General features: G+C 66.5%; 8 protein-coding genes. 3 read left to right on the top strand and 5 right to left on the bottom strand.

All coding sequences use genetic code 11. The annotated features are described in order from the left end of the window. Positions 1-157: 157 nt before the first annotated feature. Positions 158-3,166, bottom strand: a complete 3,009-nt coding sequence (locus PC39_RS14235; protein WP_353254071.1) for a putative bifunctional diguanylate cyclase/phosphodiesterase — start codon at positions 3,164-3,166, stop codon at positions 158-160. Positions 3,167-3,245: 79 nt separating this feature from the next. Further along, on the bottom strand, positions 3,246-3,995 hold the full coding sequence (locus PC39_RS14230) for an N-acyl amino acid synthase FeeM domain-containing protein (RefSeq protein WP_353254070.1): 750 nt from the start codon (positions 3,993-3,995) through the stop codon (positions 3,246-3,248). Between the two features lie 452 nt (positions 3,996-4,447). On the opposite strand from PC39_RS14230, the gene PC39_RS14225 reads away from it, so the two are divergent. Together PC39_RS14225 and PC39_RS14220 are read left to right on the top strand one after the other, a co-directional pair. Beyond that, positions 4,448-5,455 (top strand): zinc-dependent alcohol dehydrogenase family protein, encoded by a 1,008-nt coding sequence (locus tag PC39_RS14225; RefSeq protein ID WP_353254069.1) that lies wholly within the window; start codon positions 4,448-4,450, stop codon positions 5,453-5,455. 484 nt (positions 5,456-5,939) lie between these two features. Then, positions 5,940-7,145, top strand: coding sequence for a Druantia anti-phage system protein DruA (locus PC39_RS14220; RefSeq protein ID WP_353254068.1), 1,206 nt, complete (start codon positions 5,940-5,942; stop codon positions 7,143-7,145). 323 nt (positions 7,146-7,468) lie between these two features. Here the strand turns inward: PC39_RS14220 and PC39_RS14215 are convergent, their stop codons facing one another. From PC39_RS14215 to PC39_RS14205, 3 genes are all read right to left on the bottom strand, one after another. Further along, a complete protein-coding gene (locus PC39_RS14215) occupies positions 7,469-8,872 on the bottom strand; it encodes a DUF1329 domain-containing protein (protein WP_353254067.1) in 1,404 nt (467 codons plus the stop codon). Between the two features lie 23 nt (positions 8,873-8,895). Next, positions 8,896-9,099 (bottom strand): hypothetical protein, encoded by a 204-nt coding sequence (locus tag PC39_RS14210; protein WP_353254066.1) that lies wholly within the window; start codon positions 9,097-9,099, stop codon positions 8,896-8,898. A 130-nt stretch (positions 9,100-9,229) separates the two neighbouring features. Continuing rightward, a complete protein-coding gene (locus PC39_RS14205; RefSeq protein WP_353254065.1) occupies positions 9,230-11,524 on the bottom strand; it encodes a DUF1302 domain-containing protein in 2,295 nt (764 codons plus the stop codon). A gap of 2,121 nt (positions 11,525-13,645) precedes the next feature. Between PC39_RS14205 and PC39_RS14200 the strand changes: the two genes are divergently transcribed. Further along, the coding region (locus PC39_RS14200) for an Ig-like domain-containing domain (RefSeq protein WP_353254064.1) at positions 13,646-15,232 on the top strand (1,587 nt) is incomplete at its 3' end.

Genomic DNA, 15,232 nt, shown 5'->3' with positions numbered 1-15,232 from the left:
GGATGTCGCCCTCGTGCGCTCGGCCTCCTGTTGTGCCTCATTCCGGGGGCGGCCGGCAAGCGCGGCCGCGCGTTGGCCCGGTGTCCCGTCTCACAGGTTTCTTGTCTCATGAGGGCGAGGGCCGCGCGCAACGCAAGGTTGCTTGTGAGACGGGACACTAGTGGTAATTGCCGGTGTCGCGGCCGTCGCCGGCCGGCGGGGCCGCCGCCAGCTCGCGGATGTGCCGCACCAGGTCCGGGTCCTCGATGAAGCTCGTGGTGGACTCGGCGGTCAGGGCCGTGTCCAGCGGCCCCGGACGGGCCACGACATAGCCCTGCACGTAATCGGCCCCGATCTCGGCGAGGGTCTCCAGCGTGGCCGCGTCCTCCACGCCCTCGGCGACGCTGCGCATGCCCAGGTTGTGCGCCAGCTCCACGATCGCGGCGACGATCGCCACGTTGGCGGGATGGTGGTTCATGCTGCGCACGAAGGAGCCGTCGATCTTGAGGGCGTCCGCCTGCAGATTGCGCAGGTAGGAGAACGAGGTATAGCCGGCGCCGAAGTCGTCCAGGGCGATCTTGGCGCCGACTTCCTTGAGGCGTTGCACGAAGCTGCTGGCGTACTGCAGGTCGTGTAGGGCCACGCCCTCCGTGATCTCGATGCACAGGTACGGCACCACGGCCTTGTGCCGGGCGAGGATGGCCAGGACATCCGCCACGAAGCTCTGGTCGTTGAGCGAGGCGCCACTGAAGTTGACGCTGACGAACTGCGTGCGCGGCAGTGACGGCAGGTGGCGCTCCAGCCACTCCAGCGTGCGGGTGAGCACCCATTTGTCCAGGCGCGCCATGTTGCCGCTGGCCTCGGCGGCCTCCAGCACCTTGCCGACGGGCACCGGATTGCCGTCGTCGTCTTTCATGCGCAGCAGGATCTCGAAGTTGAGCGACTCGTCCGGCCGGCGCAGGGACAGCAGCGGCTGCATCACCAGGTACAGGCCCGACGGCAGGCGGCGTTCGCCGAGCAGCTTGATCAGACCGAGCTCTTCCTCGCTCTCGCGGAACGCGGACGCGTCGCGGTCGTACACCACCAGCGGCCCGGCATGACCGCGCTTGGCCTCGCGGCACGCCCGTTGCGCGGCCGAGATCACGCCGGCGGTGCTCATGTCCGGGGTGAACTCGATCACGCCCATGCTGGCCTTCACTTGCAGCCGCTGGTTGCCGAACCGGTAGGGCTTGTCGCCAATGGCGCCGAGCACGCGCTCGCCGATCCGGGCCGCTTCGTCGATCGGGGTGTCGCGCAGCACCAGCAGGAACTCGTCGCCGCCGATGCGGCCGAGGTCGTGGTTTTCGCCGAGTGCGTTGCGGATGCGCCCGGCGACCTGCTTGAGCACCTCGTCGCCGGCCTGCGAGCGGTACAGGTCGTTGATCAGCTTGAAGCGCTGCAGGTCCAGGAAGGCCACGGCCACGGGCCGGCTCTGCGCCGCGTCGGGCGCGGCCTGCTCCAGGGCCGCCTCGATGCCGTGGCGGTTGTAGGTGCCGGTCAACAGGTCGTGGTTGGCCAGGAAGCGCAGCCGCTCGGTGGCGTCGACCCGTGCCGTGATGTCCTGCAGCGAACCCTCGATGTGGTCGCCGCTACGCAGGGCGCGCACCAGGTACCAGGGGCGTTTGCCGTGTTCGTCGGGCAGGCCGCGCAGCTCGGTCTCGCCGCCGCCGGGCTGGGCCGCGATCGTCCGCAGGTTTTGCCAGGCACCGGACTCGAAGTGGTCCGACCAGCGCTCGCCCGCGCGTGCGGGGCAGGCCATGCCCAGGATCGACTGCATCGCCGTGTTGGTGCGCTGGAATCGGCCGTCGCCGTCGAGTGTGAACAGTCCGATCGGGGTGGCCTCGTAGGTGCGGCCCAGCGCCTCCTGGGCACGGATGCGTTCGCGCTTCTCGGTGCGCAACTGCTCGGCCAGTGCCAGGACCACCAGCACGCTGGAGGCCAGGGCGGCGGTCACGCCGTTGAGCGTGTGGATCAGCAGCTTGAAGTCGAGCGCCGCGGCGATGATCTCGGAGAAATAGGCCACGAACACCACCGCCAGCGCGGCGCTGTACCAGATCGCGGTGCGCGAGCGGGTGATCAGCAGGGTGCGGCCCACCAGGAACAGCATGATGGCGATGCCCATGGCGACCGTGGCCCACATCACCGGCAGGTAGGTGGCGTACGGCACCGCCAGCGCGAACGCGAGCAGGAATAGGGTCGACCACTGGCCGATGCGCAGCAGCCAGCTATAGCCGACCCGCGGCAGATCGGACTTGAAGAACTGGCTGAACAGCGTGTACGTGACCAGGTAGTAGAGCGAGATCGTGATCTGGCGCATGCTCGACAGCCAGTCCGGCGGCACCGCGACACCCAGCCAGTGGGTGTCCCAGCCCAGCGACAGACCGCTCATGCGCAGGTTCAGCACCAGCCAGCCCGCCAGCAGCATGTAGCGCGCCTCGCGGTTGATGGCGGCCATGATCACGGAGAAGAAGGCGAGGGTCAGGAGGCCGCCGGTCAGCAGTCCGGCGCCGCGCTGGAAATCGTGTTCCGCCTGATGCAGCGCGCGGGGCGGCCAGGCGTTGGCGGTGATCCGCGCGGGGCCCGAATGGGTGACGCGACAGAGCACGGCGGCGGGCCGTTCCGGTGGTGCCGCAAGTTGCAGCGCGTAGCCGCCCCGGGCGTGACGCATCGCGCCCGTGGTGCCGGCGCGGTCGGCGCTGCCCAGCGTGTCCAGGTCGTCGGCGCGCCAGCAGGTGGCGTCGCGGGCGTGTCGGGACGCCAGCTCGAGCACGGTGTGGCGCCGCGGGAGCTCCGTCAGCGGCAATTCGATCCAGAACGGGTGCTCGGCCCGGTGCGTGTCGACATGGGCCACCAGCGGTTGGTCGCCGAGCCGGCGGACGGCTTCGGCCGGGTTCAGGGCCGCGTCGGGGTCGGGCAACACGCGGAAGGTCAGCGCCCGCTGTTGCGGCGGCTCGATCAGGCTGTCGCTGGAGACCACGGCCGCCGCGGACAACAGGACGATCGCCGCCGGCACCGCGTAGTAGGCGATGGCGACCAGCAGCCGGTCGGTCGCGGCAGTGACCCGCTCTGTGGAAAAGACTCGGATTTCGGCACCCTGCTGCGCGTGTCTCCGGAGAGATAGAATAAACGCCCGAGACAGCTTACGCATCAATGATTTGCCGCAGCGCCCGGATGCCGCGTGAAAGCCGGCCGGCGGCGGCGCCGCCGGCCGGTGTCCAGGGGGGGGGTCAGTTCGACAGCGTGCGCTGTCCGGTTGCCAGTGACAGGGCTTCCGCCTCCGACTCCAGTTCCGTCAGCGGATCCGTGCTCACGCGGATGTCATCGTGCCGCGTCCGGAAGAAGAAGTCGTAGAGCGGATGTCCCGCCGCGCGCCAGCCGGGCTCGACCGATGCCACCTCCAGGGCCATCACCCGGTGCGGGATGTCGCCCACGTGACGCATCGGGATGAAGCCGCGGTCCGGGAACACATCCTGGAACTGCAGGGCGTCGTACTGGCGGTCCAGGGGCGCGCGCCCCGTGATCACCATCCAGTCGACGTCGTTCTGGCGGCAGTAGAGATAGTACCCCTTGAACATCGCGATCTTCACCATGCGTCCGATGCGGCCGCGGGCGATACCCAGGCGGGTCGCCTCGGCCAGCCGCCGGCCCTGCAGCCAGTCGGGCAGGGTGACCGACTGTTCCAGCGCCAGCGGTCCGTACTGGTTGGTCTGGATACGCATGGTGCCGAGCGGTTCGCCGTCGAGCTTGGATTGCGCCAGCAGGACGACGACGCCCGGCTCGTGATCGTAGTGCTCGGGCTTGTCGAGCGTGTCGGCCAGCTCCGGGACATGCCGGCCGTAGGCCGAATGCCGTATGCGCAGGGCCTTGTCCAGGTCGGTCTCGTCCTGGACCAGGGTCACCGCGAACGGCAGGCTCTCGTCCCGCAGGCCGCCCGTCTCCTCGTCGCTCTTGAGAACGGATTCCTTGATAGTTTGCATGCTGAGACTCCTATTGCTTTGAAATAGTGGAACCGCCCTTGTTTTGGCGGTCAGACCAGCTTCGCACGGCCCCGGAAGGGTCGAAAGGCTTTGGGGTTCGGGCTCGGCAGGCTCTCGGGGGACGGGCAAACGTGACCTATGTCGCGCTCTCGTGGAGCGTCAATCCCCCGTCAAATCGGGGTCTTTCGGCCGAGCGCGGCGGAAGGCCGGTTTCTGGGTGTGATCGGGCGGTATGCTGCGCCGCGACAGAGCGTCAAAAAATCGCCGCATGACGGTATACCGCCGGATATCGCCAATAATGTTCACTTTTTTCGACCCGCGGGCAGCCGCGGGCGCTGTCGCCGGCGGGGGCCGGAACTACCCGCCGGCCGCCCGGCGGGTAGTGTGTGACTATCGACCTTGCGGCAGAATCGGCCGGCGACATTGGTTCATCGCCAGGAGGAGGCGCGATAATGAAAGCGATACGGGTCAAGGCCCCGGGCGGCCTGGATAACCTGCAGGTGGGTGAGGCCGCGGACCCCCGTCCGGGCCCCGGCGAGGTCCTGGTCAAGGCCGCGGCCAGCTCCCTCAATTTCCACGATTACCTGGTAGTCACCGGGGCGCTGCCGGCCGACGACGGCCGCATTCCCATGTCGGACGTCGCCGGCGAGGTGGTCGAGGTCGGCGACGGCGTGACCGGATTCGCCGCCGGCGACGCCGTGATGGCGACCTTCTTCCCGCTATGGCTGTCCGGCGAGCCGGATACCGCCAGCACCTGGGGCTGCGTGCCCGGCGACACCGTCGACGGTTATGCCAGCGAGTACGTCTGCGTGGCCGAGACCGCCCTGACCCGGGCGCCCGCCGGCTATTCCGCGGAGGAGGCGGCGACCCTGCCGTGCGCGGCGGTCACCGCCTGGCGGGGCCTGTTCGTCGAGGGCGGGCTCAAGGCCGGCGATACCGTGCTGGTCCAGGGCAGCGGCGGCGTATCGATCTTCGCCCTGCAGCTCGCCAAGGCCGCCGGCGCGACGGTGATCGCCACCTCCTCGTCGGACGCCAAGCTCGAGCGTCTGCGCGAGCTGGGCGCGGACCACCTGATCAATTACAAGGAAACCCCCGAGTGGGGCAAGGAAGTGGCCGGCCTGTGTCCCCGCGACGGCGTCGATCATGTGATCGAGGTCGGCGGGCCCGGCACCCTGGCGCAATCGGTGGATGCCTGCCGGCACGGCGGCCACATCTCGCTGATCGGCGTGCTCACCGGCATGGCCGGCGAGGTGCCGACCGCCACCATGATGATGAAGCAGTTGCGGGTTAAGGGCATCACCGTGGGCAGCCGCGAGCACCAGCAGCAGTTGGTACGGGCGCTGGAATCGACCGGCATCCGCCCGGTGATCGACCGCAGCTTCCCGCTGGACGAGATCGCCGACGCCTTCCGCCACCAGGAGTCACAGAAGCACTTCGGCAAGATCTGCCTGCGTTACTGACAGCGCGTTCGCGGATACCCGAACGCCCTGTCGGGATGGGAGCGCACCGGCCGGCTCGTGCCGGCCGGTGTCGCCCATGCCGCGACCCGCCTAGCCTTACCACGCCATCCGATTCGGGTGCGGCCGACCGGCCGTCCCCTGTCTTCGTGTCTGATGCGCGGCCCCTTCGCGTGGGGTTTCAAGTTCCTTCTCTCCGGGCATGTCTTGCCAGTCTCTCCGGCTGAGAGGGGGCAAGGGTGGCCATGGGGGCGATCGCCCCGTTTTGAATCCACGCACCGGTTCCGGGGCTCGTTTTTTGTCTTCATATTGGAATTATTGGCGGCATTTTGAACAATTTTTGTACAAAACCATTATTATTTTTTGCTATTGACTTTTTTAGTTTCTAAAACATAAAATTAAAACATAAAGCAAGGATAGATTAAAAAGCTATAAAAGGCTTTTTAACCGCTTTTAAAGCGGTTTTTGTTAGCGAGGAGAAGACATCATGGATGATCGGGACTCGCCGGCCCAATCGGGCCGGCCGGGCCGATCTGCGTCCGCTGTTCGGCATGCGGGCGAGCTCGAGGCCAGGGGGCTTCGGCAGGCGGTGATCGGGGCGCTCCGGTCACAGGGATTCGTCATCGACGAAAACCAGGCATTGGGCCGCGCGTCCGACTCCAAGGACGCGGCGCGCGAGATGAACCGGCAGGCGGTCGCCTCCCGGCGCGAGCGGGCGCGTGCCCGGCTGGCGCGGCACGAGTCGCGGCTGCTCGATCGGTTCGCGGACGGCCGGGACGTCGTGCCGGCGCGTATCCGGCCCGTGTTGGTGCCGGTCGCCCGCCGTAGCGAGGAGGAACTGCTGTTCCGGTATGCCAGTCTGCACTGGAGCATCCCCGTATCCCGCGGTTACGGACGCCGGATACGCTTTATCGTTGTCGATGGGCACAACGGCAAGTTGATCGGCCTGCTCGGTTTGGGCGATCCGGTCTACGCCCTGGCACCGCGGGACGAATGGGTGGGCTGGAACGAACGCCAGCGCCGCGAGCGGCTCTGGCATGTGCTCGACGCCTTCGTGCTGGGCGCCGTGCCGCCCTACAACCGCCTGCTCGGCGGCAAGTTGATCGCCATGCTCGCCACCAGTCGTGAAATCCGGGAAGCCTTCGCGGATCGCTACCTGGATCGGCGTACCCGGGTCGGCGGACGTCGCTTCAACGACGGTCTGGCCATGCTCACCACGACCTCGGCCCTGGGCCGCTCGTCGCTCTACGCCCGCCTGCGCGATCGCCGCGGGGTCGATATCTGGCATCCGGTCGGTTATACCGCCGGCAGCGGCGATTTCCACTTCGGCGACGACCTGTACGAACGGCTGGCCGCGTTCCTGCGCGAGCACGAACCGGCCACCGCCAAGCACGAGGGCTGGGGGACCGGCTACCGCAACCGTCGCGAGGTCATCGGCAAGGCCCTGCGCCTGCTGGGTCTGCCGTATCACTGGGTCTATCACGGCATCCGCCGCGAGGTGTATTGCGCGCCGCTGGCGGCCAATGCCCGCGACTTCCTGACCGGCCGGGCCGCGGGTCTCGACGTCGGTGCCTGGAGCGCGGACGAGGCGTTCGCCTGGTTCCGCGAGCGCTGGCTGCTGGCCCGGGCCCGGCGCATCGACGACTGGCGCGACTTCGAGCGCGAGAGCCTGCGGCTTTGGGGGGATGGGTGAGGCGTCAGCGAAATCGCGGAAATCCCCCTGTCCCCCTGTGTGAAAGGGGGAACTCTTGCCGCACTGTCGTTCTTGTTCATGACAGGGGGCTTGTCGGTCCGCCCGCCCCTTGATACAAGGGACGTCCTTGACCGGGCCGCCCATCTTCCCCCTTTTTAAAGGGGGATCGAGGGGGATTTCTTCTTCCCCCTTTCCCAAAGGGGGATCGAGGGGGATTTCCCTCCGCACAAAAAGGACGCCCGCGGCCGAAGGTGTCGGGAAAGGCCGCGGACGCCAGGGGAGGACGACCATGGGTCGTCGCGCAGGGAGGTCGTTATGGTTGTTCAGTACCGGCTGCCCATGCGCTTGAGACTGCTCGGCTGGAAGTGCGAGCGGTCGTACTGGATCTCGAAGTCGTTGATCTGGTCCTCGTTGGCCATGGCCGTGAGGAAATAGCGGCCGCTCTGCAGGTCGTAGATCACCTCGGGGATGGTGGTCGTGGTCGGGATGAACGGCGCCGCCACCAGGTGGCCCTCCTGGAACTTCCACAATTCGCCGCGACTGTCGTAGCAGTCCACCATGGTGATGCCCCAGGAGTCCTCGTTGATGTAGAAGCGGCGCTTGGCGAACTGGTGCCGGTAGCCGTCACGCAGGGTCGCCTCCACCACCCAGACCCGGTGCAGCTCGTAGCGCGGCAGGTCCTGGTTGATGTGGCCGGCCTGGATGATGTCCGCGTACTTCACGCGGGCATCGTTGAGCTTGTACGAGTTGTGCGGGACGAAAATCTCCTTCTTGCCGACCAGCTTCCAGGTGTACCGGCTCAGGGAGCCGTTGAACATGTTGATCTGGTCGTTGAACTGGAGGCCGTCGGAGCCCAGCGAGGGATTGTCGTAGCCGACCTCCGGCGCCCGGTTCACGCGGCCCAGGCCGGGGTTGTAGATCCAGGCGTTGCGGCCGGAGGTGCCCTTGCCGAAGATTTCGTGCACCAGCGTGATCTGGCCGGCGACGCGGGCCGGGGACAGGGTGCGCTGGAGGTAGTAGGCCATCACGTGGTCTTCGCGGTCCTCGGCGTTGAGGTTGGCGTACTCGAAGCGCACGTCCTCGATCAGCTTGGTGATCTGGTAGTCGCCGTCGGCGTCGACGATGGCCTGGTTGTTGTAGCGCTTCACCGCCGAGCCGCGGAAGCGCAGCTTGTGGTTCCAGATCACCTCGGCGCCGTTGTTCGGGATCGGGAACGGGAAACCGAGCTTGGCGCCCGACAGGTCGTCGGTGCCCTCGAGCGTCGCGCGGGTGGCGTTGCGCTTGGTGGCGGCATTGACCTCGTCCGGGAAGAAGGTGCCGCGCATGCTCGGGTACACGACCATCTTGTAGTCCGGGTACAGCCGGAACAGGGCCTTGTGGCCCTCGCTCAGCTTGTCGGCGTACTGCCGGTAATTGTCGGATGTGATGGTGAAGCGCGGCTTGGCGGCATCGCCCGCGTTGCCCTGCACCATGTTCAGCTTGTCCGGTTCCTCCTGGCGCAGCCGCTCGAGCTCCGCCCGGGTGTAGTTCTTCTGGGTCTCGGTCCAGACCGACTCGCCTTCCCAGGCCGGGATGGTCCCGGCCTCGTTGCCGGCGGGGTTCGAGCCCATGGGCGTCAACTCGTCACCCAGCTTGGCCGCCTTCTCGGGCGGCACGGCCGCCGGGGCGGTCAGCGGCAGCGCCGCGATCGCGAGGATGGCGAGCCATCCGGTAGTACGTGCATGCATGTGAAACAACTCCATGATGGTGTCTAGAGGCCGTCCCGGTCGGCCGAGTCCGCTTGCGCGTCTTCCGCGTCTTCCGCGTCTTCCGCGTCTTGCAGCGATGCGGCCAGTTCGGCGAGCTCGGAGCCGGCCCATACCGCGGCGGCGGTGGCCAGCACCGGCACCGTGGCGAGCGCGACGAGTGTCTTGAGCCAGATGCGTTCGCGTACCTGGTTGTCGCTCGGTGTCATGACGGACGGGTTTCCTCGATGGGAGGGCCGCCGGCCGGCATGGCCGGCGGCCGGTATAAAAAAGCGCGATCGCATGGTGGAGAGGTAGTCGAGGGGGCGACCGCGCAGTCACCTTCCGTGGTGGCGAGAGTCAGAACGCGTAGGACAGCGACAGCTCCGCGTAGTCGCGATCCAGCCGCAGGTTGCGGTAGCCGCCGCCCCAGTAGAAGCGGTAGGCGAACTGGCCGCTGAAGTTCTGGTTGAACAGGAAGTCCGTGGTCAGCGTCAGCCGCTTGCGATCCTCCACCATGTCGCGTCCCGGCGAGATCGAGTTGCCGTAGACGTCGTGGAAGAACTCGAAGCCCGGGGTCACGTCCCAGCCGAGCAGGGCGTTGTTATAGGTGGCGGTGGCCCGCATGCGATAGCCCCAGGCGAACTCGTCCGCGAAGTTGTCCTCGTCGGCCTGGATCGGATTGATCCGGTCGGTCGGGCCGATGGGACGGCAGCCCACGCTCGGGTCCGGGCAGTTGGCCTGGGCCTCGGGCGTGTTCGGCGGGATCGAGCCGTCCACGGCCGGATCGTAGGCGGCCGCGCCCTGGCTGTAGTGCGTCTGGCGCGCGCTGGAGCCTTCGAACTGCAGCTCGTCCAGGTCCGGCAGGTCGAACACGTGCAGCATGGCCACCTCGCCGACGAAGATGATCTGGTCGGCGTTGATGAGGTTGCTGCCGCCGATCGCGCGGATCGCGGTCATGTCGATCTGGCCGACCTTGAGCCGCTCGTAGCCGCGGATGGTGTCGCCGGCCTGCACGCTGTTGCCGCGGTAGCGGGTCTCCAGGTAGTCCGGCACCGCGATGCGGTTGGTCGGCAGGAGGACCGCCTTCTCGCCGTCGAGCATCATGCCCGGCTCGAAGTTGGCCGGGGTGTCCGGAAAGGCCGGCTGCAGCGCGGCGTAGATCACGTCCGTGTAGGCGACCTGGGCCGGCTGGTTCGGGCTGTAGGAAATCTCGCCGGCCAGCGACCACTTGCCCATGTTGGTGGTGCCGCTCAAGCCGTAGATATGGATATCCTCCGGATAGTCCAGGAACGGCTGTACCGACGTGATCGGGAAGGTCTTGGTCAGCGGATCGGGCAGGCTCGAGCAGGGGTCCAGGTTGTTGACCAGGTTGTTGCCGTTCGCCTGGGGCTGCAGGCAGGTCTCGTCCGCGGCGTCCGCGCTCAGGTAGGGCAACCGGCTGTGGATGTTCATGGCGTAGGCGCTGAGCTCGGTGCCGCCGTTCAGGTTCTCGGCGTAGTAGTTCAGGCGCAGGCCGTACTGGCCGCCGTCATCCGGGTAGCCGCGACGCTCGCTGTCCAGGTAGGCCGTGCGGTGTCCCTGGTCCAGCAGGGACTGGTCGCCGCCGGGCACGAACTGGCCGAAGGGGTCCTCCGGGTATTGGCCCACGCTCAGGTAGACCGGCGTGGGGCCGTCGCCGCAGGCGGCCACGTCGGAATACGACAGGTAGCTGCCGCAGGGAGCGGGCTCGGTGGGCTCCCAGTCATACTGGTAGAAGGTCTGGGCGCTGAAGTTGGTGGTGAAGTTCACCGACAGCGTGGCCATGCCCACCGGCAGGAAGGCGTCGCGCACCTGAGTGCCGGGCTGGGCATAGAGCCGCTCGGACAGCGGGTTGATGCGGTCCAGCACGTTGAAGTTGAACAGGTTGGACTCGCCCCAGCGCAGGCGCTGGTTACCGATCCGGAAGTCGAACGGCATGCCGCCGATCTTGTTGCTGTAGCCGACCCAGGCCTCCAGCAGGCGCAGGTCGCTGCCGAGATCATCCTCGATGTCGCTGTGCCGATCGTCCTCCCGCTCGATGACGATGGTGTCGCGGCTGGTGCCCCGGTTGGGGTAGGCGAGATCGCTGCCGTGGGTCTCGAAATCGTTGTTGGTCGGGTCGTAGTAGCCCAGGCCGCTGACCTTGGCCGACCAGTTGCGCCAGGTACCGCTCAGCTCGGAACGGATCTGGAACACCGACTGGGTGATGTCGCCGCGGTCGTAGTTCAGGTTGCCGTCGTCGCCGTTGACGTTGTAGCCGCCGCGGGCGTTCAGCAGTTGCTGGTTGGCGATCGGATCGCCGACGCGCGACTGGCAGTCGGCGTTGTAGGCGCCCGACAGGCTGCCGCCGGGCAGCCCGGCGCAGAGGAGCGACTGCCCGTCGACGTTGGTCTTGTCGATCAGCCGGTCGTCACGGGATTCGGTGCGTACCTGCACGCCGGCGGTGAGCCGGTTCTCCCAGTTGAACTGGAAGTCCCCCAAGGTATCGCTTTGCCAATTGAAGTTGTAGGCGCCCGCGCTCGGCGCCGCCATCACGACGAGCGTGCCGACAATGCCGGCCGCGGCCCGGAGCCTGAAACCGACGCCGCCTCCGAATCGGCGCCGATCGTTATTGGATTGGTTGTTTGGATGCATAGTCCCTCCGAGTTGCGATTGCCACGGGGCATCCGGTGCCGCGCGGCTTGTCCTTCCGAATGGACACGGCGTGTTGTTCCGGTGCTCATGGGAGCCGGAGCGCTGCCGATATCCGGGATTGGTTCGTGTTGCGGACGCAGGGGTATGGGAAAGGCGCCGGGTGGGTGCATGCTGCGCTTTGTCGCGAGCCGCGGCCGGTCGCGATGTGGCAGACAGGCGGGTAAAGATTCCGATGGAATCGCGCCAGACATCCATGTGCTTATCTCCTCCTCAAGCCTCGGCCGTCCCGCTTCCCGGACCGTGCTCGGTCTCGGTGCGGAACGCTCCCGCGTCGTGGCCTAGGCCTAGGACGGCGCCCGGAAAAAAGCAAGCGTTCAGGCAAGAAAAATTTTCCCAAAGTCTTAAGTCACTGATTTTTAACGCTCGTAATTTTGTTTGCCACCGTGCAATGTCTCACGGTTCGCGAAATTTCCGTAAATTGAACCTTTTCGGAAAGGGGTATTTTCGTTCCTGTTTGTAGGAGATGAGAGACATCCGTTGTGCGACTTGCATGCGACCGCCCTTCGGCGTGATGCGGAGGCGGGCGCGCGCTTGCGGGGGTGCCCCCGGCCGTCAGTGATCGGCATTGCGATGACCCGATGCGGTGCGCGGTGCATCGGCGGAAAGCACCTCGGCGAGACCGTAGGCCGGGATAAGCGACGCGTTCCCGGCACGCCGCCGATGATTCTCGATTGCGGAAGAAATGATCTTGAACCACAGAGGCACAGAGGACACAGAGATTTAATGGGGTGAGTCTTCTTGGCCCTTTTGCTCCTGTGCTCTCTGTGTCTCTGTGGTTGATTTTCTAGCTGCCGGAAACGGGCCAGACGGCCCTTGTTCCAGCCCACCCCTGCCGAAGATCACGACGGCGGAAAGCGCCTCGGCAAACGGCCGCCAAGAACATGGACCACAGAGGCGCACGGAGGTACACAAAGGGACATGACTGTCGTCCCGGACGCCGCGGCAGCGGCTATCCGGGATTGCATGATGCCCCACGGCTATCCGTCACCCCGGAAAGACGCGCAGCGTCTTATCGGGGCCCAGGGAAACGTTCGTCAGGCCAGGGGTTGTCTGGAGACGGGATCCGGCACGAAAGCCTTCTCCCCCGTGGGGGAGAAGGTTGGGAAGAGGGGGGCGCGGCCGGCCGCGCTGTTTTGTGGCCCCCTCACCCCCGGATCAAGTCCGGGGCAGGCTCTACCCCTCTCCCCGACGGGGAGAGGGAACTCAGGGTCGGCCGTGGGGCCGACCGATCCGGCATCGAGATCGTAACCTGCAACTACCGTCTTTAGCCCGTAGGCCGGGATAAGCGAAGCGTTCGCGGCATCCCCGGCTGCCATGCCGATGAAGCCCGGCACTCGGGATGCGGTTGCCGCCGGGGCCGCGTCCGGTAGTCGGCCGGGCAGCCGGACGGCGCCAAGTCATGGACGGAGGACGGGCGTGTTGCGGTATGGCGTGGTCGGCTTGGTGGTGGGGCCGCCAGGCCGTGACCGACCCCTGAATCGTCGAAAACACCCCTTTCCGAAAAGGTTCAATTTACGGAAATTTCGCGAACCGTGAGACATTGCACGGTGGCAACTAAAATTATAGGCGTTATAAATCAGTTACTTAAAGCTTTGGGAAAATTTTTCTTGCCTGAACGCTTGCTTTTTTCCGGGCGCCGTCCTAGGCCTAGGCCACGACGCGGGAGCGTTCCGCACCGAGACCGAGCACGGTCCGGGAAGCGGGACGGCCGAGGCTTGAGGAGGAGATAAGCACATGGATGTCTGGCGCGATTCCATCGGAATCTTTACCCGCCTGTCTGCCACATCGCGACCGGCCGCGGCTCGCGACAAAGCGCAGCATGCACCCACCCGGCGCCTTTCCCATACCCCTGCGTCCGCAACACGAACCAATCCCGGATATCGGCAGCGCTCCGGCTCCCATGAGCACCGGAACAACACGCCGTGTCCATTCGGAAGGACAAGCCGCGCGGCACCGGATGCCCCGTGGCAATCGCAACTCGGAGGGACTATGCATCCAAACAACCAATCCAATAACGATCGGCGCCGATTCGGAGGCGGCGTCGGTTTCAGGCTCCGGGCCGTGCGACGCCCGGCGACCCGCCTGCTCGCCGGTCTTGGCCTGGCCACCGTCCTGGCGGCCTGCAATGGCGGCGGCAGCGGTGGCGATGACGACGGCGATCGCAACCCGCCGTCCGCGGCGCTGCCGCAGGGTCTGGTCTTCAGCTATCCGTACGACGGTCAGACCGACGTGCCGGTGGGCTCCCAGATCGTGCTGCGATTCTCCAACAACGGCGCGGACGAGGTGGCCGGTTCCCTCAGCCTGGAGACGGCCGAGGGCGGCGAGATCTCGACGACCACGGAAGTCACCGACGAGGGCAGCCTCGTCGCGCTGGATACGGACGATCTCAACGCCGGCACCGAATACGTCATCCTCGACGGCGGCGTCGAGCTGGCCCGCTTCACCACCGCGCCGGACCCGGTGCAGCCGGCCGCGGACGGTTTCCAGGTCACCCGCGCGAGCGGCCGGGACGGCCTGCCGTTCATGAAGTGGAGCACCCTGCGTATCGAGTTCTCCGAGGCGGTCGATCCCAGCACGGTCGTGCAGGGCGAGACCTTCAACGTCACCGACGAGAACGGCGGCCAGGTCGCCGGCAGCCTGTACGTGCAGGGCCGCTACCTGTCCTTCGACCCGACCGCGGACCTGAACTCGGGCGACAGCTACAGCGTCGAGCTGACCGGCGACGTGCGTTCGGTGTTCGGCAACTCGCTGCAGGACACCGACCTGAGCGACTACGACGTCGTCGCCAGCAGCGTCGGCAACATCACCCCCACCCGGATGTCGGTGGCGGCGGCGCCGCTCGGCAGCACCGCGAACCGCATCGAGGTCGCGTCGCAGTTGCTTGGCGAGAACAACCTCGACGTGCAGCCGGGGGGGCAGTCCATCCAGACCGTGGTCTCGCAGCTCATCCTGGACAGCGAAGAGCTCGGCGAGGTCATGCCGGTCGTGCTGCGGCGCGGCGGTTCCTTCGAGGTCTCCGAGCTGGCGGTCTCGCTCAACGGCGAGGTACCGGCCAACCTGCGGAGTGGTGCGCTGCGCAACACCTTCATCACTGACCTGTCGGCCTATTTCACCGGCAATCCCTATGCCGAGGACGGCGCCCTGAGCGTGCGCATGCAATTCGACATCGGCCTGTCCGGCAGTGACCAACGCGGTAACGGTGCCTTCAACCAGAACGTGCTCCACGCCGAGGCCGTGGGCACCGTCACCACCAACGATCAGGGCGGCCTGAACATCGACGCCGTGGGCTCGTTTCCAGTGTCGGTCAATCGGACCGACGATGCCACGACCAATTTCAGGCTGCGCCTGGAAGCCCCGGCCGAGAGTGCCACCGGCGATGTCGTCGGACCGCGCATCACGGCGCAGTATCCGAGCAGTTGTCTCTACACCTTCAATACCGAAGGCTTCGAATACAGCGATGCGGTCAGCGGTGTGCCCGGTCTGACGACCCTGTCGGCACCGGAAGCCGATTGCATCGAGGCCTTGACCCTGCGCGAGCCTGTCACGAGCGACTCGGTCACAGGTGGCGGAGAGCCCGACGAAACCACGATCTATACCTTTACCGAACCCCGGGCGGACAGCTTCCCGCTGCGGTCCAGCCCGTCGATC

It is taken from the genome of Salinisphaera sp. PC39 (genome assembly GCF_040361335.1).
GTDB lineage: Bacteria > Pseudomonadota > Gammaproteobacteria > Nevskiales > Salinisphaeraceae > APNM01.
Note: the sequence above shows the minus strand (reverse complement) of the source record. Positions and strands in the feature narration are given on the sequence as shown.

Bases quoted from the DNA above. Each gene is read 5' to 3' on its own strand.
- PC39_RS14235 (WP_353254071.1), bottom strand. From the start codon at position 3,166: ATGCGTAAGCTGTCTCGGGCGTTTATTCTATCTCTCCGGAGACACGCG.
- PC39_RS14230 (WP_353254070.1), bottom strand. From the start codon at position 3,995: ATGCAAACTATCAAGGAATCCGTTCTCAAGAGCGACGAGGAGACGGGC.
- PC39_RS14225 (WP_353254069.1), top strand. From the start codon at position 4,448: ATGAAAGCGATACGGGTCAAGGCCCCGGGCGGCCTGGATAACCTGCAG.
- PC39_RS14220 (WP_353254068.1), top strand. From the start codon at position 5,940: ATGGATGATCGGGACTCGCCGGCCCAATCGGGCCGGCCGGGCCGATCT.
- PC39_RS14215 (WP_353254067.1), bottom strand. From the start codon at position 8,872: ATGCATGCACGTACTACCGGATGGCTCGCCATCCTCGCGATCGCGGCG.
- PC39_RS14210 (WP_353254066.1), bottom strand. From the start codon at position 9,099: ATGACACCGAGCGACAACCAGGTACGCGAACGCATCTGGCTCAAGACA.
- PC39_RS14205 (WP_353254065.1), bottom strand. From the start codon at position 11,524: ATGCATCCAAACAACCAATCCAATAACGATCGGCGCCGATTCGGAGGC.